The organism is Clostridium sp. AM25-23AC, assembly GCF_003435125.1.
GTDB lineage: Bacteria > Bacillota > Clostridia > Lachnospirales > Lachnospiraceae > Pilosibacter > Pilosibacter fragilis.
The window spans coordinates 129,519-150,834 of the sequence record NZ_QWGI01000005.1 but is presented as its reverse complement, the minus strand read 5'-3'; the positions used below and the strand labels follow the sequence as shown (position 1 = coordinate 150,834).

Annotated in this window: 16 protein-coding genes; all 16 read right to left on the bottom strand. The window is 50.2% G+C overall.

Translation table 11 applies throughout. The features are described 5' to 3' along the window. Positions 1–24 precede the first annotated feature (24 nt). The gene (locus DW677_RS05060; RefSeq protein ID WP_117566597.1) at positions 25–702 is read right to left on the bottom strand and encodes a UDP-N-acetylglucosamine pyrophosphorylase; all 678 of its coding nucleotides are present in this window, start codon (positions 700–702) and stop codon (positions 25–27) included. Positions 703–814: 112 nt separating this feature from the next. Further along, a complete protein-coding gene (locus tag DW677_RS05055) occupies positions 815–2,869 on the bottom strand; it encodes a DNA topoisomerase (RefSeq protein WP_117566596.1) in 2,055 nt (684 codons plus the stop codon). A 36-nt stretch (positions 2,870–2,905) separates the two neighbouring features. Continuing rightward, positions 2,906–3,790: a DMT family transporter gene (locus DW677_RS05050; protein WP_117566595.1), complete on the bottom strand. Its 885-nt coding sequence runs from the start codon at positions 3,788–3,790 to the stop codon at positions 2,906–2,908. Between the two features lie 95 nt (positions 3,791–3,885). Next, positions 3,886–4,938: an aldose epimerase family protein gene (locus tag DW677_RS05045; protein WP_117470245.1), complete on the bottom strand. Its 1,053-nt coding sequence runs from the start codon at positions 4,936–4,938 to the stop codon at positions 3,886–3,888. Positions 4,939–5,111: 173 nt separating this feature from the next. Continuing rightward, positions 5,112–6,197: an aspartate-semialdehyde dehydrogenase gene (gene asd / locus DW677_RS05040; protein ID WP_117483606.1), complete on the bottom strand. Its 1,086-nt coding sequence runs from the start codon at positions 6,195–6,197 to the stop codon at positions 5,112–5,114. A gap of 167 nt (positions 6,198–6,364) precedes the next feature. Continuing rightward, positions 6,365–7,078, bottom strand: coding sequence for a purine-nucleoside phosphorylase (deoD, locus tag DW677_RS05035; protein ID WP_117470243.1), 714 nt, complete (start codon positions 7,076–7,078; stop codon positions 6,365–6,367). 86 nt (positions 7,079–7,164) lie between these two features. Continuing rightward, entirely contained in the window at positions 7,165–9,399 is a 2,235-nt protein-coding gene (locus DW677_RS05030) for a DNA topoisomerase (ATP-hydrolyzing) (RefSeq protein ID WP_117566594.1), read from the bottom strand. A 14-nt stretch (positions 9,400–9,413) separates the two neighbouring features. Further along, positions 9,414–11,333: a DNA gyrase subunit B gene (locus DW677_RS05025; RefSeq protein ID WP_117470241.1), complete on the bottom strand. Its 1,920-nt coding sequence runs from the start codon at positions 11,331–11,333 to the stop codon at positions 9,414–9,416. Between the two features lie 426 nt (positions 11,334–11,759). Further along, a complete protein-coding gene (locus DW677_RS05020; protein ID WP_117566593.1) occupies positions 11,760–13,562 on the bottom strand; it encodes an ABC transporter ATP-binding protein in 1,803 nt (600 codons plus the stop codon). Continuing rightward, positions 13,559–15,352 carry an ABC transporter ATP-binding protein gene (locus DW677_RS05015; protein WP_117503893.1) on the bottom strand — a complete coding sequence of 598 codons (1,794 nt, stop codon included), beginning with the start codon at positions 15,350–15,352 and terminating at the stop codon, positions 13,559–13,561. The genes DW677_RS05020 and DW677_RS05015 overlap by 4 nt, the downstream gene beginning before the upstream one ends. Before the next feature lie 233 nt (positions 15,353–15,585). Continuing rightward, complete coding sequence (locus tag DW677_RS05005) at positions 15,586–16,170, bottom strand: chromate transporter (RefSeq protein ID WP_181968302.1); 585 nt, start codon at positions 16,168–16,170, stop codon at positions 15,586–15,588. Next, positions 16,170–16,712, bottom strand: a complete 543-nt coding sequence (locus DW677_RS05000) for a chromate transporter (RefSeq protein WP_117566591.1) — start codon at positions 16,710–16,712, stop codon at positions 16,170–16,172. The genes DW677_RS05005 and DW677_RS05000 overlap by 1 nt, the downstream gene beginning before the upstream one ends. A 110-nt stretch (positions 16,713–16,822) precedes the next feature. Next, positions 16,823–17,776: a DUF4340 domain-containing protein gene (locus DW677_RS04995; protein ID WP_181968299.1), complete on the bottom strand. Its 954-nt coding sequence runs from the start codon at positions 17,774–17,776 to the stop codon at positions 16,823–16,825. 151 nt (positions 17,777–17,927) lie between these two features. Then, entirely contained in the window at positions 17,928–18,494 is a 567-nt protein-coding gene (locus DW677_RS04990; RefSeq protein WP_117566589.1) for a GNAT family N-acetyltransferase, read from the bottom strand. A gap of 58 nt (positions 18,495–18,552) precedes the next feature. Next, positions 18,553–20,757, bottom strand: a complete 2,205-nt coding sequence (locus DW677_RS04985; protein ID WP_117503883.1) for a DNA topoisomerase III — start codon at positions 20,755–20,757, stop codon at positions 18,553–18,555. Between the two features lie 4 nt (positions 20,758–20,761). Beyond that, positions 20,762–21,262: an HD domain-containing protein gene (locus tag DW677_RS04980; protein ID WP_117503881.1), complete on the bottom strand. Its 501-nt coding sequence runs from the start codon at positions 21,260–21,262 to the stop codon at positions 20,762–20,764. Positions 21,263–21,316 lie beyond the last annotated feature (54 nt).

Genomic DNA, 21,316 nt, shown 5'->3' with positions numbered 1-21,316 from the left:
CAGCATCTTTTTTTCAGTTATCAATTATTCCAGCACCTTCTTAGCGATCTCTCCCTGTTTCTTATAGATGGAATTCCCATCCACGCACCCGCGGACGCTGGATAACGGGTAGATATTGCAGTTCCTTCCAATAACAGTTCCTGGATTCAGAACAGAACCGCAACCGATTTCCACGCAGTCACCGAGCATCGCACCAAATTTCTTGATCCCGGTCTCGATATCGCCGTCCTCCGCATGGACCTTCACGAGAAGCTTGTCGGACTTCACGTTTGAGGTGATGGAACCGGCTCCCATGTGGGCGCGGTAGCCTAAGATGGAATCTCCCACATAGTTGTAGTGCGGAACCTGGACCTTATCGAACAGGATCACATTTTTTAACTCCGTGGAGTTTCCAACGACGGCTCCCTCTCCGACTAAGGCATTTCCCCGGAGGAACGCGCAGTGGCGGACCTCTGTGTCCTTTCCGATAATGATATTCTCGCCGAGAAACGCACTCGGCATCACCCTTGCGGTCTTATGGACCCATACGGTCTCCCCGCGCCTCTCGTACTCACCCTCCGGGAGTGTCTTTCCGAGTTCGAGGATGAACTCTTTAATATGGGCAAGTGCCTCCCACGGGTAGGTAAACTGGCGGAGGAAATCCGCAGCCTGGGTGTGGGAAAGGTCATAAAGATCGACGATCTTAGTCTCTTCTTTTTTCATAATGATTCTCCAATCTGCCATCTTGCCAGACAGCATTTATTTACGGCTGGACCGCCGAAAGCATTTTCGATAAGCTTTTGCAAACGGCTGCAGCATTGAAACAGACCTGTTGCTATTTTTTATAGAACTGAGCCGCAGCGTCAAAATACGGCCGCAGCATATAGGCGTTGTTCGTCTGCTTGACACCGTTTGTCCTGAGCGTCACAAAACGCTCCAGCTTTTCCATGTACTCATCCGGCGTGATGGTTCCCTCCGCCACGTAAGTGAGGCCTTTTTCCCAGCTTGCCGTGAGTTCCGGATTCAGGAGCTGCCGCATGGACGCCTGGCAGACATCGAAGACAATCTCCCCGAGAAGTGTCGGCGTGATGACCTGGGTCTTCTTCGCCAGTGCCAGATACTTGATGTTGAACAGCTTTTTTAAGATCTCCGCCCGGGTGGCGCTCGTTCCGATGCCGCTTCCCTTGATCTGGGCCCGCAGGTCCTCATCCTCGATGAGCTGGCCAGCGTTCTCCATGGCAAGGATCATGGAACCGGAGGTGTAGCGCTTCGGTGGAGATGTCTCACCTTCCTTGATATCAAATTTTAAAAGCTTTAATTTCTGTCCTTTTTTCAGACCGGACAGCATGGCAAGAAGATTCTTTGCCTTCTCATCATGACCCGGATCCAGTTCTTCCGTCTGGTTTTCCTGTCCTGCGCCGGAATTTTCCCCCCGGCTGTTTCCGGAAGTATCTGTTTTTTTCTTGGACGGGACGTTCGCAACCTTCAGGTAACCTGCCTCCGCAAGAACCTTATAGACCGCGAAGAACTGCTCTCCCTGCTTTTCGATCTGCAGAGAAAACTTCTGGTAGACCGCAGGTGGATAAAAGATACTTAAAAAACGTCGTCCGATCAGTTCATACACCTTCGCGGCCAGCGGATTTAGACTTCTCAGTGCTCCAAATCCCTGTCCAGTCGGGATGATCGCGTAGTGGTCAGTGATCTGCTTATCGTTCACATATTTCGTCCCTGCGATCTGTTTCCAGGTTCCGCCGTCCAGCACCTTCGCGGCAAAGTCCGCGAGAGGTCCGAAATTCCGGAGTCCGCCGATATTCTTATAGATCTCCTTCGCCACCGCAGTGGAGAGAACTCTGGCGTCCGTTCGAGGGTAAGTCACCAGCTTTTTCTCATAGAGCTCCTGGATGATCTTTAAGGTCTCATCCGGGCTGATCTTGAACATCTTCGAACAGTCGTTCTGGATCTCCGCAAGGTTATATAAAAGCGGCGGATTTTTCGTCTCTTTTTTCTTATCAAGGGCGATGAGCGTTCCTTCCATCGGGTCGGCGCTTAAAAAGCGGATCAGCTCCTCCGCCGTCTTTTGTTCTTTAAATCCGTTTTCCTTATAAAGCGCCGGTGTGCCGAAGTATCTGGAGCCTTCCACCGCTCTCCATTCCGCCTCAATGACCGCAGTCTCATGATCCGGGACATCGAAGGAACCGATGACGCGGTAGAACGGAGTCTTCACAAATTCCCGGATCTCCCGTTCCCTGCGGACCACCATACCGAGGACACAGGTCATCACACGGCCGACGGACAGCACCGCCCGCTTTTCCCTCAGGTAGGACGCCACCGATGGGCCGTATCTTAAGGTGAGCACCCTGGAAAAATTGATACCCATCAGGTAATCTTCTTTTGCTCTAAGATATGCGGAGGCTGCAAGGTTGTCGTACTCCGCAAGGTCCTTCGCCTCCCGGACGCCCCGGAGTATCTCATCCTCGGTCTGGGAGTCAATCCAGACACGGCGGCGGTTCTTTCCCTTTACCGCGGCCATCTGCTCCACCAGGCGGTAGATGTACTCTCCTTCACGCCCGGAGTCAGTGCAGACATAGATCGTGTCCACGTCCGCCCGGTTTAAGAGCCCGCTCACGATCTTAAATTGTTTTTTTACATCGTCGATCACCTGGTATTTGAATGTCTTCGGGAGAAACGGCAGGGTTTCCATGCTCCAGCGTTTCAGGGCCGGATCGTAGGCATCCGGGTAACTCATGGTCACCAGATGACCCACACACCAGGTCACGATAGCCTGGTCGGACTCAATATATCCGTCTCCTTTTCTCCCGGAAACCTTTAGCGCCTTTGCAAATTCCTGTGCGACGCTGGGCTTCTCGGCGATAAATAGTGCTTTTCCCATGAAACCTCTTTCCTGTTTATATTGACTTCACAGCTGCTATTTTTTCTTCTGCGGGAGCTCCGATAAAAGAACTGCCGCGAACATCAGCGCACATCCGGCCAACATCTTTCCTGTCAGTACATCCTTTAAAAAGATCACGGAAAACAGAGTTCCGAACACCGACTCCATGGAAAGAAGGATCGCCGATGTAGATGCGCTCAGATATTTCTGTCCGCTGTTCTGTAAGAGATAAGCCACTGTGGTGGAGAAGACTGCCAGGTATAGCAGTCCCCCGATCAGAGACTTATCCATCAGGACCGTGAAATCAAAGGATCCGTCAAGAAACGGTGCGCAGATCCAGTTGAAAATAGCTGCTGCAAGGATCTGGATCACCGTCAGGGCGATCGGGTCGTGGCATTCTGTAAACTTGTCGATAAATACCATGTGAACCGCAAACATCAGACCGCAGACCAGCGTCAGAAAATCTCCGTAATTGATCAAGAGATCTCCCTGCAATGACAAAAGCGCAAGACCGATGACCGCGAGAAACGCGGCGGCGATATTCCGGCCTGTAGGTCTCTTTTTACTGACGATCCAGTAGAGGAACGGCACGATGATGACATACAGCGTTGTGATAAAAGCATTCTTGCTTGCTGTCGTGTGCTTCAGACCGTAGGTTTGGAACTGATAGGACAGGCAGAGAAAAGCGCCTAAGATCACGCCGCAGAGGACCGTCTCCCGGTCTGCTTTCATCATATTTTTATGGAACAACAGGGCGAGCAGTACCGCGGACATGGAAAAGCGGACCGCCAGAAGGTATGTCGGCGGGATCACATCCACAGAATTTTTCATAACCACGAAGGCAAATCCCCAGATCATCGTCGTAAGGATCAGTCCCATGGATGCCAGGATCTTGATGCTGCGTTCACTTAAATTATTCATATCAATAATTCCTTAGTAGTTTTATGCAAAGCAAAAATCTCATCGGCGCAGCCGATCTGGAATGGATTTTTGCTTGTAACCATGAAGGGTTGTCATTATTTTTCATAAATATAAAAACGATATCCTGTCGCAGACGTCCACTCTTTCCCTGCCTTTACGATCGGTGATGGGAAGTGCGGTTTGTTGACAGCATCCGGGAAGTTCTGGGTTTCAAAGCAGAATGCGGTCCTTGCATGGTAGAACGCACCTTTCTTTCCTTTCTCCTGCTCAAGCCAGTTAGCAGTATAGAACTGCACGCCCGGCTGGTCTGTATAGACATCCATCGCTCTGCCGCTCTCCTCGGAGAAGATCTGCGCGGCAAGTCCGAAGTCGCCGCGGACATGGGAGAGACACCAGTTATGGTCGTATCCACGTCCCATGACAAGCTGGTCGAAATTCTCATCGATCCGATCCCCGATCACATGGAAATCCGTGAAATCCATCGGAGTTCCCTTTACCGGGCGGATCTCTCCAGTTGGGATCGATGTCTCATCGGACGGGGTGTAAAAATCTGCAAGAATTCGAGCTTTGTGGTCGAGGATGGAACCTCCGTTATTGCCGAGGAGGTTGAAATATCCATGGTTTGTCAGGTTCACCGGTGTGTCCGCATCGGAAAGGACACGGTATGTCAGCGTCAGCATATCCTCGTCGGTCAGCGTATATGTGACGGATACGATGGCATTTCCCGGATATCCCTGATCTCCGTCCGGGCTCAGAAGTGTGAAGGTGACAGCGTTTTCCGCCTCTTCCTTCGCGTTCCAGAGACGCGCGTCATAGTAATCCAGACCACTGTGCAGGTTGTTCGGGCCATTGTTCACCGCCAGGGTATACTCTTTTCCGTTCAGGGAGAACTTTCCCTTCGCGGTGCGGTTTGCGATCCGGCCCACAACAGATCCGAAATGCGGACCATTGTTTAAATAACCAGCCGCGTCGTCAAATCCCAGCATCACATCGTCCATACCCCCATTTTTATCCGGAACGACCATGCGGACCCAGACGGCGCCGAGATCTGTGATGGATGCCTCGAGACCATTTTTATTTGTGATGGTGTAGAGACTTACCTCTCTTCCATCCGGCATTTCCCCAAAGTATTCTTTTTTCAATGACATAAAAATACCTCCTCAGTTTCGATCCTTATGAATAAGTACCACTGATACGAAACAGCATCAGGCCATATACAGGTATATGTACTGATTCGCTGTCCGCGTAAAAAGGACCCGCACAAATAGCGGGCCCATGATTTACGTTCTGATCGACAGATGATAACCGATATCCGTCGATATTATTTTGCAGAAATATATCCCTGCTTTGTGAGAAGCTCTGCGCAGAGGACGGCTCCGCCTGCAGCACCGCGGACGGTGTTGTGGGACAGACCGATAAACTTCCAGTCATAGACGGTGTCTTCTCTTAAGCGGCCGATGGATACGCCCATTCCCTTCTCGAAATCAACGTCCAGCTTAACCTGCGGACGGTTGTCCTCTTCCATATACTGGATGAACTGCTTCGGTGCGCTCGGAAGCTCTAACTCCTGCGGAAGTCCCTTGAAGTTTACAAGCTTTTCAATGAGCTGTTCCTTGGAAGCTTTCTTTCTGAATTTTACGAATACAGCAGCTGTGTGGCCGTTTAATACCGGTACCCGGACGCACTGGCATGTGATTACCGGCTCTTTTGCCTTTACGATCACGCCGCCCTCTAAGTGACCCCAGATCCTAAGCGGCTCCTGCTCACTCTTCTCTTCCTCGCCGCCGATGTACGGGATCACATTCTCTACCATTTCCGGCCAGTCCTTAAAGGTCTTTCCTGCTCCGGAAATAGCCTGATATGTAGTAGCGACTACCTCGTACGGCTCGAACTCTCTCCACGCACTGAGTGCCGGAGTGTAGCTCTGGATCGAGCAGTTCGGCTTTACTGCGATAAATCCGCGGGTCGTGCCGAGTCTCTGCTTCTGGAACTTGATCACCTCAAAGTGATCCGGGTTGATCTCCGGGATTACCATCGGAACATCCGGTGTCCAGCGGTGAGCGCTGTTGTTGGAAACCACCGGAGTCTCTGTCTTCGCGTAAGCTTCCTCGATAGCGCGGATCTCTTCCTTTGTCATATCAACGGCGCTGAATACGAAATCAACGGTCTTGGATACCGCATCCACGTCATTTACATTCATAACAACTAAATTTTTAACTTTTTCCGGCATCGGAGTCGTCATTTTCCAGCGTCCTCCAACTGCCTCCTCATATGTTTTTCCTGCAGAACGCGGGCTGGCTGCCACGGTCGTCACTTCGAACCATGGATGATTCTCAAGGAGAGAGATAAATCTCTGTCCTACCATACCTGTTGCTCCAAGGATACCAACTCTAAGTTTCTTTTCCATCACACATATCTCCTCATCTCAGCCCGTCAGCCGGTATCAGCTGCCAGCCTGCCATTTTCCACCCGTCGCGGACATATGTCTCTATGCGCAACACTTGTGTTGTTGTCTATCCTAACTCAAAACGACAAAAAATGCAAGTGTTAAATGCCATTGCAGAACTGTAACGATTAAAGAATCTCAAGAGCTACGTGGATCATATCCGCAAAAGATGTTTCTCTTTCTTCTGCAGTAGTCTTCTCGCCTGTCACCATAGAGTCAGATACGGTCAGAATGGAAAGTGCACGAGCCTTTGACAGTGCCGCATTCGCGTAGAGAGCTGCTGTCTCCATCTCCACTGCAAGGACACCCATATCGGCAAACTGGAGTCCCTCGTGTTTTTTCTTCTCCGGCTCGTAGAAAAGATCGGAGGTCAGCACGTTTCCGACGTGATACGGGAGGTTTTCCTGTTCTGCATGGAAGACAGCCTTGATCAGAAGGCCAAAGTCCGCGATCGGTGCGAAATCGCCCGGAAGACCGAATTCTCTTACATAGTTTGTCTGTGTGCAGGCACCCATCGCGAATACAAGATCACGGATATGGACATCTTCAGAAATTGCTCCGGTCGTGCCTACACGGATCAGCGTCTTAACACCGTATCCTTCGATCAGTTCATGAGAATAAATTCCGATAGACGGACAGCCCATTCCTGTTCCCATGACAGAAACAGGTTTGTCGCGGTAAAATCCGGTGTAGCCGAACATATTTCTTGTAGCATTGAACTGTTTCGCACCGGCAAGGAAATTTTCAGCTATAAATTTTGCGCGGAGCGGATCACCCGGAAGTAAAATAGACGGCGCAATCTCGCCTTGTTTTGCGGCAATATGAGGTGTAGGTATATTCATATGATTTCTCCTTTTCAGCGGACAGGATCTGTCCGAACCATGGTTTTCAGTTTTATTATGTCACGAGCATCTTTCAGCTATCTCTATTATAACCTAACTTTCGTTCCTTTTCCAGCCCTCTTTGCTGCTTTCAGCCGGTTGAGGGCAACTTCTTTTCCTTTATAATCCGCGGTTCCGTCCATATCCGGCAGATATACATGTTCCAGCGTATCTTCCTTTTCCAGCCGGATTCCGCAAACACCGCGGCTGTTCTTTTTGAGCTCCGGGATTTCCTCCATCTGGAACTTTAAGAACATTCCGCCAACGGTCTGCAGGACTACGTCGCGGGTTCCGTCGATCTCGCGGATCTCCGTAAGTTTATCCCCTTCTGCCAGCTTTGTTGCCACAACAGTCCTGTTTGCTGTTACAAACTCCTCACCCGGGACGATCTTCACCGCCGCCTGAGCCGTCGCAAACAGGAATTTCTTACCGGTAAATCCGGATGCCGGAAGCATAAAGAGGATCGTCTCCGTCTTCCCATCAAATTTGCTGACGTTCTCGATGGGGATTCCCTTGTCTTTCATCTTCAGTGTCGGGAACTCCGCAACCTTCACCTGGTACATGTTTCCGGTATCTGAGAACATGCAGAGCTTATCGTCCGTCATCACCGGAAGTACCCGGACATTCTCGCTGTCCACGGTCTCCTGGTTTCTCTCGTAGATGGAGCGGTCCATGGTCTTGCAATAGCCGAAGCGGTCCATGACGAAAATCACTTCCTTCGCCTCTTCCTTCGCCTCCACGTAAACCATCTCTTCGCCGTCCTCGATGAGTGTCCTTCTCGGTTCTGCGAACTCTGCCTTGATGGAGTCAAGGTCTTCCTTGATCACCACATCCATATTCTTCTGGTTGGAAAGAATATGCTTATATTCACGGATTTTCCGCAATGTCTCCTTGTATGCTTTCTGGAGCGCGAGGATCTCAAGACCGATGAGCTTGTAGAGACGCATCTCCAGGATCGCTGTCGCCTGGCGTTCGGTAAAATGAAGCTTCTTCGCGTCCGCCTCAAAGCCCGGCACACGGAACTTGATCTTCTCCGTATTTCCGGTCATCAGGCATTCCTTTGCGTCCTTCATGTTCTTTGATCCCCGGAGAACGGCGATAATGAGGTCGATCACATCGCATGCCTCGATGAGCCCTTCCTGAACTTCCTTCTTCTCCATTTCCTTCTGGAGAAGAACATTGTACTTCTTCGTCATGTTCCGGTACTGGAATTCCAGGAATGTATTCAAGATCTGCTTAAGGTTCATGGTCTCCGGGCGTCCATCGTCAATGGCAAGCATGTTGACACCGTAAGTGTCCTCGAGCTTTGTCTTTTTATAGAGGACCGCCTTGATCTTATTGACATCCGCGTCCTTCTTTAACTCCAGGACAATGCGGATCCCCTCTTTATTTGACTGGTTTGAAATGTCCACCACATCGGTGAGCTTCCTCGTCTCAACGAGATCTGCCACATCCATGAGGAACTTGTTGATTCCCGCGCCGACCATTGTGTACGGGATCTCCGTGATCACCAGTTTGTCTCGGTCTGCCTTTCTTCTTCCGAGTTCCACCTCGATCTTTCCGCGGAGCTTGATCTTTCCAGCACCAGTCTCGTAGATCTGTAAAAGATCACTCTTATTTGCGATGATCCCGCCGGTGGGGAAATCCGGTCCCGGCATATACTGCATCAGCTCTTCAACGGTGAGAAGACGGTTATCGATATAGGCCTTTACCGCGTCGATAACTTCCCCTAAATTGTGGGTCGGAATGCTGGTGCTCATGCCGACAGCGATTCCCTCCGCACCGTTTACGAGAAGGTTCGGCACGCGGACCGGGAGGACCTCCGGCTCTTTTTCCGTCTCATCGTAGTTGGCGACGAAATCTACGGTCTTATCGAGATCTTTTAAGTAGACCTCCTCCGCAAATTTCTTTAAGCGTGCCTCAGTGTATCGCATGGCAGCTGCGCCGTCACCCTCTATGGAGCCGAAATTTCCGTGTCCGTCCACCAGAGCCATTCCCTTTTTAAAGTCCTGGGACAGGACAACTAAGGTCTCGTAGATAGAGCTGTCGCCGTGTGGGTGGTATTTACCCATGGTATCGCCCACGATACGTGCCGACTTTCTGTGGGGCTTATCGTGATCTAAGTGAAGCTCACTCATATCGTAGAGAACACGGCGCTGTACCGGCTTTAAACCGTCTCTGGCATCCGGGATCGCACGGGAGGTGATGACGCTCATGGAGTAGTCCAGATAGCTCTTCTGCATTTCCTCCGAATATTCAGTTCGCAATATTTTTTCAGACATGGTAAACTCTCCTTCTATGCGTCGATCTCCGCCTCATCGGCATGATCATAGATAAATTTCTTTCTCGGCGGAACGTCGCTTCCCATCAGAAGCTCCGTCACTTCACTTGCCATCCGGGCATCTTCGATCTCCACCCGTTTTAAGACGCGGTTCTCCGGGTTTAGCGTCGTCTCCCAGAGCTGATCCGCATCCATCTCACCGAGACCTTTGTAGCGCTGCAGCGTAAAGTCCCCGGCGTGGCTCTTCTTATATTCTTCTAGCGCCTTGTCATCGTAGAGATACCGCTCTTCTCCGCGTTTCGGAACTACCTTATAGAGCGGCGGCATCGCGATGTAAACATGTCCGTCGTAGATCAGTTCCGGCATGAAGCGATAGAGAAATGTTAACAGCAATGTGTCGATATGGCTTCCGTCCACATCGGCATCGGTCATCAGGACGATCTTATCGTATTTCAATTTCGTGATATCAAAGTCATTTCCATATCCCTCAGAGAATCCACAGCCGAAGGCATTGATCATAGTCTTGATTTCAGCGTTTGCCAGGACCTTATCCATAGACGCTTTCTCCACGTTTAAGATCTTTCCGCGGATCGGCAGGATCGCCTGGAACTGTCGGTTCCTTCCCATTTTTGCAGAGCCGCCGGCAGAATCTCCCTCGACGATGAAGATCTCACACTTTGACGGGTCACGACTCTCACAGTTTGCAAGCTTTCCGTTGCTGTCGAAGGAGAACTTCGACTTGGAGAGCATATTTGTCTTCGCCTTCTCCTCCGCCTTGCGGATCTTTGCGGATTTCTCCGCACAGGCGATGATTGCCTTTAAGGTGTCGAGATTTCGGTCGAAAAACCTTTCCAGCTCGTCTCCAGTCATGGTGAACACAGCCTTTGTCGCATCGGCGCTGGCAAGCTTTGTCTTTGTCTGTCCCTCGAAGATCGGATCCGGGTGTTTCACCGCCACAACGGCCGTCATGCCGTTTCTTGTGTCAGCGCCGGTAAAGTTGCTGTCCTTCTCTTTTAAAATGCCGAGTTCCCTCGCGTAGGAGTTGATCAGCTGGGTGAATTTCGTCTTGAATCCCACCAGGTGGGTTCCGCCCTCCTGGGTGAAGATATTGTTGCAGAATCCGAGAATATTCTCCTCGAAGGCGTCAACGAACTGGAACGCCACCTCCACCTCGATCTGGTCCACACTGCCTTTAAAATACACCGGCTCATGAACCGGCTCTTTTCCGTTGTTTAACTCGCGGACATAGGCAATGATCCCATCCGGCTCGTGGTAGGTGATCATCTCCTCCTCACCGGCGCGTTTGTTCACATAGTGGAGCGCCAGGTTCGGGTTTAAATAGGCGGACTCATGAAGACGGCTCTTTAACCACTCCGCCTTAAATTTCGTCTTCTCGAAGATCGTCGGATCTGGCAGGAAGTTGATCTCTGTTCCTGTCTCCTTTGATTTTCCGATCACAGGAAGAAGCCCATCCTTCAGTTCGATCACCGGATGTCCCTTTTCATACTCATCATAATATACTTTTCCATCCCTGGAAATTTTTACCTTCATCCGGTCAGACAAGGCGTTTACGACGGAAGAACCGACGCCATGAAGTCCGCCGCTGGTCTTATAGGAATTATTATCGAATTTTCCGCCTGCATGAAGCGTGGAGAGAACCACACGTTCCGCGGACACGCCTTTTTTGTGCATCTCCACCGGGATTCCCCGTCCGTTATCCTTTACGGTACAGGACCCATCCGCCTCCAGCGTTACCGTGATCTCCGTACAGAATCCAGCCAGGTGCTCGTCCACCGCGTTGTCGACGATTTCATATATCAAATGGTTTAAGCCCTTTGTTCCAACGCCACCGATGTACATTCCGGGACGCTTGCGGACTGCCTCCAGTCCTTCCAGTACGGTAATACTGTCAGCATTATACTGTGCTTTCGCCATGTAAAGACCTCCAATACAAGTCATAAACTACGGCAGGAAAGCTTCCCCGCCGCAGCTTTGTTTTATTTTTCATACTGCTGCGTATATGCCGCAGCCACGTTTCTCAGTCAAGCTTTTCCTATTATACACTTAAAACTTCCAGATTTGCAAGCATTTTCTATCGAACATATATTCGAAGCGTGATTTTGCATTGAAAGCAGACTGGATAGTGTCTTTCTGCCCGTCTGCTGGCAACGCAATATGGTCATCGGCAAATACGCCGGCGTCCTCTGAGTAGCGCAAAATGCATTTTTATCAGAACCTTATAAGACAGATCTATCTGAATCGTACTTTCAAAACCATCATCTTTACATATGAAATAAAGTTTTCAACTGACATGTCCAGTCAGTTGTCCCACTTTGGCAAAGAACGATCCGCAGCCCTCATCTAATACCACTTTCCCTGTTCACGATACAAAAACGCATACTTCCCACCAGACTTTATCAGTTCTTCATGCGTTCCCTGCTCGACGATCTTTCCCTTGTCAAACACAAGAATCCGATCGGCAAGTTGGGCCGAGCCAATTCGGTGGGTTACGATAAACGCCGTCTTCCCCTCCGCCATCCTTGCAAACATGCGGTACAAACGGGTTTCCTCCAGCGGGTCGATACTGGCCGTCGGCTCGTCCAGCACAATCATGTCATGCTCCTTATAGAGTCCCCTGGCAATGGCGATCCGTTGCCACTGGCCACCCGAAAGTTCGGCACCACCAAACTCCCGGCCGAGAAGCGTCCCGAATTTCTCCGGATACAGATCGGAGTTCCCGTACTCCACTCCAGCAAGAGACGCAGCCCGTTCCATCTCCTCCGCATCCCGACATTCTAGCTCCTTCAAACAAATATTGTCATCCAGTCGCATCCGGTATTTCTGGAAATTCTGGAAGACTGCAGACTGAGAGACAAAACTGTCCCGTTCCCGCAAAATCCACCCAGAGGAAGGCTCATACAGTCCCAGAACAAGCTTTACGAAGGTAGTTTTTCCAGCTCCGTTTTCACCAACGACCGCAACCGTCTCCCCCTTCCGAATCCGAACCGATATTCTATCGAGAGACGGTCGGTCGGCATTGGGATAGGCAAAAGAAACGTCTTCCACAATGACGGCACAGCTTTCCCTGCCGCTTTCACTTTCCTCTGCAATACAGCAGCCGTCAGAAGCTCCTCTGACCTGGCCATCGTCGGCCGCAAACCCATTCTGCCGGCAAAACTCAAAATAATTCCCTACCGACGCCATGTGTCGTGAAATATTTCCGGCGCTTCTCGCCACGATGTTCTCCATGAACCGGAAAATGGAATCAATGGAAGTGAACACCGCCGCAAACGCCCCAGCCGAGATGTTCCCGGAAAGCAACGACCGCACCAGAAGAAAGAGCACTCCGAGATATCCCAGAAGAGTCAAAACACGCATCAAAAGCTCTGTTCGATACAACCTGGAATCTGTCTCCCATAGCTTCTTATCATACTTTGCAAGCACCGCCCGAAATCGTTCCATGAAAAAGCCGACAGCTCCCAGCGTCCGAGTCTCCTTCCAATACCTCTTATCAATCATGCAGTCCGAATAATGCCGGTACTCCCTCTCGAGAGCTGCCGTCTCATCGGTCAGCCGCCGATACGCCTTTCTTTTTATCACCTGGGCACACACCATAGGACTAAAGATAAACAGCAACGAAAGAACCAGGATCGGATCCAGGCGGTACAAATACACCCCCATGAACGCCACATACGGCAGATTGAACATGGCAATCGAAATCACGGCTCTGAGAAGCTGCACGGTCCCGTTGATTCCTTGCCGGGCTTTCTCAATCGTTTCCAGAGTCGTCTCCTTCTCGAACTCATACAGCGGCAACTGCGCCGTCTGTGTGTGAAACTCTCTTGTCAGCGTGTTCACTGCCCTAGGATTGAAAATATGCTGCCCAATAAAATTGCCAGCTCCATTCAGTACCTGCACATAGACCGCGGCCGCTCCTACCCACAGAGCTCCAGAATAAGCGGCCTGGAGTGAGTTTCTCTCCACAGCGCTCTGTAATCCGTCAAAAAACACCTGTCTTGCCAGTGTTTCTAACGCCCACGCCGTACCGTGTAGAACATTCACGACAAGAAACAGTAGAAACACAACAGGCATGGCTCCGGCGATCTTTAGAAATAAGTGAACTACTGCGGAGACCCCGATAAAACATTCTTTTTGTCTCTTCATCCCTGATACCAGCTCCTTTGACTGTCGTACATCTCCCTGTACAACCTGTTTTCTCTGTACAGCGTCTCATGGCTTCCTGAACCGGAAACTCTCCCGTTCTCGATCACAAAGATAACGTCTGTCTGTCTCGCGCTTGCCAGCCGATGACTGATCGTAACAGAGGTATATTTCTGGTTAATGATACGGAATTTTTCGTACAGCGCACTCTCTGCAGCAGGATCCAACGCCGCCGTCGGTTCATCTAAAATCTTCACAGGGCGGTCGCTCACAAGACACCGGGCGATTGCCACCCGTTGCCACTGCCCGCCGGACAGGTCTTCCGAGTCCCTCACGATCTTCCCCAGTTTCGTCTCCATCCCATGCTTTAAGTCAGACACGATCTCGCCTAACTCCATCATATCGACAACATCTTGAAAACGAACCAGATTGATTTCGTCTCCGCACAGTTTTTCCACATCCCCGATGGCAATATTCTCATAGAGCGAAAGTCCATATCTGGCAAAATCCTGATAGACAATAGAGAAAAAACCTGCGATCCGTCCGGGGCCCCACTCCCGAATATCCGTTCCGTTAATCAGAATTTGTCCCTCATAATCATCATATAGCCCAGCGATCAGCTTCGTAATCGTAGTCTTCCCACACCCGTTTGCGCCGACAAATGAATAGCTTTTCCCGGCTGAAATCTGAAACGAGAGATGGTCAAGCACCTTTCGCTTAGTCCCCGGATAGGCAAAAGTAACATCGCGAAACTCCAGCGAAGAGAACTCCGGCAATTCACAGCTCACGCTCTCCGCCTCCCTAAAATCCATTTTGGTAAAGGTTTCAACATCATGAAAAAACTCGTTATATTTCGCGATCTCGCTGACGCTGTGGAGCAGACTCCAGGACATGAGTTGTACCAGTGAGAATATATTCGAAACCAAAGCCATAAATATACCAATCGTAATCTCTCCTGCCACGACGCCAGGAAGCAGCGCAGTCATCACCACGATCGCGATCAACACCAAGGAGATGCTGCCAAGTTTCGCCTTCGCAAAAGATTTCAGATTCACCCTCGCGTTTACTCCGAGCCATTTCTTATAGGCACTCTCCCACTCACCATTGAAATATCCGGCCCAGCCAAACAAAGTCCTCTCTTCCGCCGCATCCCTTCCGGTTAAAAGCCTGGAAATATACTCATACCGCCGCTTTAGCCCCTGGGTCTCGCTGATTCCGGCATAACTGGCTCGCCCTCCGGCCAAAGACAGCATTACCAAAGGCACCGCACAGGCCGTCACAGCCAGAGCCGCTGCTGGCACATATCGAAACATCACCAGAAATAAACCCAGCGCTTTCCATACCAGCGCCAAAAACGCCAGCAACGCCTGAAACGCATTCAAGATACTCTCATCCGTATCAGTGGAAATCTTCGTGATCAGATCCCAACTCTCCGGATTCTCCACATATCGATATCGAAGATCAGCGACCTTCTCCACCATCTCCGTTCCGAACCTCTCTCGCACATCGATCCGTAGCCGCCCCACCAGAAGATCGAGAAGTTGGTTGGAAATCCAATCGAAGCTCACTAGTAGAGACACCGCAGTCAGCGCTCTCCCAACGTCGGCATACTCCCCGGACCGCAAAAGCCCTATCGCCGCATCAATGAAGGCCCCTGTCGCCAGTGTGAGCAGAGCTGGCGTAAGCCCTTGGAACAAATACAGTAACATCACTGCTACCGAGACACCAGCGCTGCATCGAACGCACAGTCCGACCGCACTCAAAATCGAATACCTCTTACCCCGTTTAATCATAATCACACCCCTTTATATTTTGATTACGAATAAATGTTCCAGAATCGTACACAATATTCATCAATCCATTTTTAGCAGATAACGGCAATAATTGATCCACCTTTTTGTCAAGAGCATACATTTTACAAAATGAATATATAATATCCCCGCAGTCCCACCATGCTTTTTCAGACAGTTTTTCGGAAGAAAAAAGCCTGCGGGAACGCTCCCACAGGCACATATTTTCTTAAATTTTAAACTCCTCCGAACCGAAACACAACTCCGATCACTGCGGATGCCGCAATAAACGCAACCGGATGGAGTCCTTTCGTCTTTTTGCAGACTGCCGTGAAATAATAAAGTACTGCAAGAAGAATGATACTGCGGATGCTGATCAGGTCTGTGATCTTTCCGCTTGCCGCAAAAGCGTCCTTGTGAAGAAGAACCAAGGACAGAACGGAAAGTCCTGCTGCCGCGATCAGACCTGTTGATGCCGGGCGGAGTCCGTAGAAAGCGTTCTGAACATACTTGTTTGTCTTGAACGCCTTTAAGAATCCGGCAATGATCAGGATCACGATAATGGACGGTGTGATCAGACCGAGTGTAGCAATTACTGCACCAGCAGGACCGGCTGTTGTAAATCCAACGTAAGTTGCCATGTTGACGCCCATCGGACCTGGTGTGGACTCGGAGATCGCCACCATGTCCGCAAGCTGTCCGTAGGTGAACCAGCCTGTCTTATCGGAGATATTGTAGAGGAACGGGAGTGTCGCCATCCCGCCGCCGATTGCAAAGAGACCAGCTTTAAAAAACTCAAAGAAAAGTCTGACAAAGATCATCATTTGGAAGCAGCCTCCTTATTCTTTAAGATAATTCCTGCAGCAGCCGCAAGGATAACGAACACGATCGGGGAAAACTCCGTAAGTGCGGAGCCGAGGATCACAAGCAGGCAGATCACTAATGTCGGATTATCCACAACTGCCTTTTTCCAGAGTTTGACCACCGCGTTGAAGATCAGGATACAGACGCAGACACGGATACCCGCAAAGGCGTTCTGTACGATCGCGAGATGCGCAAAGTTCTGGATAAATGCCGCGATGACCGTGATAATGATCAGGGACGGGAATACAACGCCCAGAGTCGCGACGATACCGCCAATGGAGCCGGCAAGTCCCTGTCCGACAAAGGTCGCCGTATTTACCGCGATAATGCCCGGGGTACACTGGCCGATCGCGTAATAGTCCATAAGTTCCTCTTCTGTTGCCCAGTGTCTCTTCTCAACGACCTCTCTCTGGAGGATCGGAAGCATCGCGTATCCACCGCCAAAGGTAAGACCGCCGATGCGGGCAAACGTAAGGAAGAGATCCAGTAATTGATTCATGTTTTTTCTCTCCTTTATTCCAAACTTGTGTATTATCATAGCTCAAAAACGAAAAAAAGGCAAGAAAAAGGAATCATGAATTCCCTTTTCCTGCCTTCTGTATAGATTCTTTATTCAAGATCCTTTTCCGGAACCATGCCGTTTAAAAGGTCTAAAACGGCTGTATTATCAACGACCATGATCATATCTGATCCATCAAGCTGCACATAGCGGTATGTCCGGTTCGGATCCGCATAGGTGCCCACATAGATCGTGAGAGATTTCTTCTCACCGTTTACAGTAAGCTCTGCCTGAAATGTAATGCGGGTATCGGTCGTAAGGTCTGTATTGGCAAGATCCTGCTCTGCAAGATGGTAGCTGGCATAATCAAAGGCCTTCAGGTTGTTGATCCCATTTGCGATCGTTGTCAGTGCTTCGCTGTCAGCACTTGTGATCTCTGTCGTCTTTCCGTCCATGGTGATAGAAACCTTCTGAAGATCAGACGGAGCAATCTGAAGTGTCAGGCCGTCCCGGACTACCAGAGTATCATATTCAAAGACAAGGGCATCTACCGTGGACGCTTTGACCAGATATAATTTTTTTCCATCGGAGAGATAATAATTTCCGACGGAATCCTTATTTCCAATGTCAAAAGTAACTTCTCCTTTTTCACTGTCCGTGATCGTTACCTCATACGCCGGTTCATCAAAACCGTAATCAGAAAGATTCTCCGCGTCTCCCACCTCAGAGATCGCATGGAGATTCAGGAAATTCTGGGCCATTGCCTCAAATTTTTCCTGGTTGAGGGGGATTTCCGGCTCCATGGCATCCAGCCATGCCCCGTCTTTTTTCTTAAAGATCATATCGGCATCCGCGCTGGAATAATCAAAATCGATCGGAGCCTTTAAAGCGCAAACCTCAATATCCGCTCCGGAAAAGTCCGGTTCCACTACATCATCGCGGATCTCGGAGATCTCTACCTTCGGAGATCCGGATTCCTTTGTGCCGGAAGAAGAACATCCGGTAAGTCCTGCAGAAAGTGCCGCAGTCAGGAGCAGAGCTCCGAATAATACATGTTTTTTCATATTTGGTAATCCTCTCATGATTGATTTAATTAGTGCAAGCCGTCAAAGGCATGTCCGCATGCATCTGACAGCTTTCGTCCACTATAGCATACCCCTGTGTACATTTTGTGAAATGGATCCATAATTCTTTGAAAATCTCTTCCGTGTGCTGTCAGAGCTCAGCTGCAGCCGGTGCTTCCCCCAAAAAGTGGATCCTGTCTGATACCTGTGTTCCGAATGCCGTTGTATAGATATCAAGATATTCTTCGTAAGGGCAGGGAAGCCCGTTGGAAAGCATCTCCATCTCAGTTCCCCAAAGATCGACGTAGTACGACAGCATTGTAAAGCCATTCCGGAGATAAAAGCTTTTTCTTCGGGTGCGGATCACAAGTTCTTCCTCATCGACGCATTTTGTGCTCTCGATCTCAATAATGATCCGCATCCCCTGATATCGCTCCTTTAGCGCCTGCAGCACCGCGGAACCGGTTCCCTGACCTCTTCTTTCAGACGCGATGGCAAAGTAGTCGAGAAGAACCCGGTCTCCCGATTTTGCCATGATCGCAAGTCCGAGAAATGTATCATTCTCTTCTGCCGACAGAATCTCCACAAGGCCTGTCTCCTGTCCGGATATGATCATGGAGAAAGGCTTCTTCTCACCGGCAGGGAAGGCGGTCTCGTAGAGTGCATGGATCTCCATAAGACGTTCTCCTGAAAATACCTGCTTTAATTTGATTGACATCGCTTGTCTCCTTTCCACTCATCAAACACCTGCAGATCATACCTGCAGCCCTCTGCGCTCACTGGTTGTCCAGTCTGATTCCCGCAAGCGCCTTTGCGAACGCATTATTTACTGGTTCTTCAGCCTCTCTTTTCTGGCGGTTTAGATATCTTGCAACGTCCTTCTTCGAGATACCTGCGCCCTCTTTTTCTCTCCGGCTCTTAAATGCCGAGAGCTTTTCCTTGTGACCGCAGGTGCAGACGAAGATCTGTCCGTCCCCTTTTCCGCGCAGCTCCATCCGTTTATGGCAGACCGGGCAGCGTGCATTGGATGTCCTTGCGACAGTCTCCCTGTATCCGCATTCTCTGTCCTGGCAGACGAGCATTTCGCTGTTCTTTCCTTTTACGGCCAGAAGGAATTTTCCACACTGTGGGCATCGCTTTCCGGTCATATTATCGTGACGGAAGCTTCCCTGTCCCTGTTTGATTTCGGAGATCAGATCTTCGGAGTAGCTTCGGATTTCCTTCATAAAGACAGTCCGGCTCTCCCTTCCTTTCGCGATGGCTGAAAGGCGCATTTCCCACTGAGCTGTCATATCCGGCTTTTTCAGATCTTCCGGCACCAGTTCCAGAAGCTGCTTTGCCTTGGATGTGAGCCAGATCTCCTTCCCCTTTTTTTCAAGAAGAAATGAGGAGAACAGTTTTTCAATGATATCTGCCCTTGTGGCTACGGTTCCAAGACCGCCCGTCTCGCCAAGGGTCTTTGCGAGCATCTTATCATCTGATTCCATAAATGATATCGGATTTTCCATGGCAGATAAGAGAAGACTCTCCGTAAATCTCGCTGGCGGCTTCGTTTTTCCTTCCGTCAGAATATAATGTGTATTTATGAAAGAATCACCCTCAGAAAGCTCCGGAAGGTTCTGGCTGCACTCGGACTCAGACACCAGATCCGTTGTTTCCAGCGGTTCATCCTGCTCCTCATACACCGCTTTCCATCCTGCGGACTTCACGATATTTCCATGGGCAGTAAACCTCTCACCGCCGCTCTCCGCGATGATCGATGTCTGTTCATATTCATACGCCGGATACAGCACCGCAAGAAATCTCCGCACCACAAGATCATAGATCCGTCTCTCGTCGATCGTCATATGGGTGAGATCCACGAACTGTTCCGTCGGGATGATCGCATGATGGTCAGAGACCTTCGCATCATTTACAAATCCCGGTCTTGCCTTGATTTCCTTGTTAAACAGGGTTCCTGAAAGTTTCCGATAAGGCCCCACCGCGCAGGCTTTCAGTCTTTCCCGGATCGTCGGCACGATATCCGCAGTCAGATAACGGGAATCTGTTCTCGGGTATGTTAACACTTTATGATTCTCGTAAAGTCTCTGCATGATATCAAGGGTCTTCTTTGCCGGATAGTCAAACCGACGGTTCGCCTCCCGTTGGAGCTCTGTCAGATCATATAAAAGCGGTGGCTCCGTGTGCTTCGGTGTCTTCTTCACGGAGACGATCTTAAGGGGCGTTCCGGATATTTTCTCCAGGATCGTCTGCATCCGCTCCTTATCAAAAGAGGACGTGTTGTTTGATTTTTTGTCTCTCCAGATAAGCTTTAAAGCTCCTGCCTCCGCCCGGATTCCGTAATATGGCTTCGGCACAAAGTTTCTGATCTGTTCCTCCCTCTTTGCGATCATGGCCAGTGTCGGTGTCTGGACGCGCCCGCAGGATAACTGGGCGTTATATTTACAGGTCAACGCTCTCGTGGCGTTAATCCCCACAAGCCAGTCCGCCTCCGCCCGGCACATGGCGGCAGCGTAGAGCGGTTCATACTCTTTCCCGCTTTTCAGCGACGCGAAGCCTTCCCGGATCGCTTTGTCCGTCACGGAAGAGATCCAGAGACGTTTCAGGGGCTTATCCGTCCCCGCCTTTTTTAAGATCAGTCTCGCTACAAGCTCGCCTTCCCGCCCGGCATCCGTGGCGATCACGATGTCACCCACATCTTTCCTGTGGATCTGGCTCTTTACCGCCTGATACTGTTTCCCGGTCTGCTTTATGACCTCCAGGCTGAAGGTTTCCGGCATCATCGGGAGGTCTTCTATCTTCCATTCTTTATATTTCTTATCGTAATCCTCCGGGTCCGCCAGAGTCACCAGATGCCCTAATGCCCAGGTGACGATATATTTGTCACCTTCCAGACATCCGTTTCCGGAACGGCTGCATTTTAAGACACGAGCGATGTCGCGTCCCACCGAAGGTTTCTCGGCAATGACAAGTGTTTTCACCTGTTTACTCCTCTCCGCTCTCAAACATAAGCCCGAACAGGCGCTTTCCGCCTTCTGTCCGGAAATTTCTGGCAAACACGCTCTTCTGGGTATCCGGCGTCGCTCCATCCTCGAAGAGATTGACGAGGAAATCTGCCTCCACAAGGATCTGGTAATCCATCCCGTCAATATTGTCATAGGTATGGTGATGACCTACCAGATAGCAGACACGGTCAATGACCTCCTCGGGCCAGGAAAGAGCGGTAAGCATGGTCCGCGCCTCGCCCGGTCCCTCCAGCTCCTGATATTTTCCGGTATTCCGTCCATACTTCTCTTCCGCCTTGTGAATTCCGATATCATGAACGATGGCTGCCGCCTCGAGGATTTCCTGAGTATAAGGATCGAGCTTTTCCTCCAGACCGATCAGCCTTGCAAATTCGTGGACCTTTAAAAAATGCTGGATCCGTTTTACATCCCTGTCATCGTAGCGTATCATTTCATATAAGAGTTCATCAAGTCTCGTCATGTTTGTCCATCTCCTCTTTATTAAAAATTTATAGCATCGTTTCGGTTTCTACGC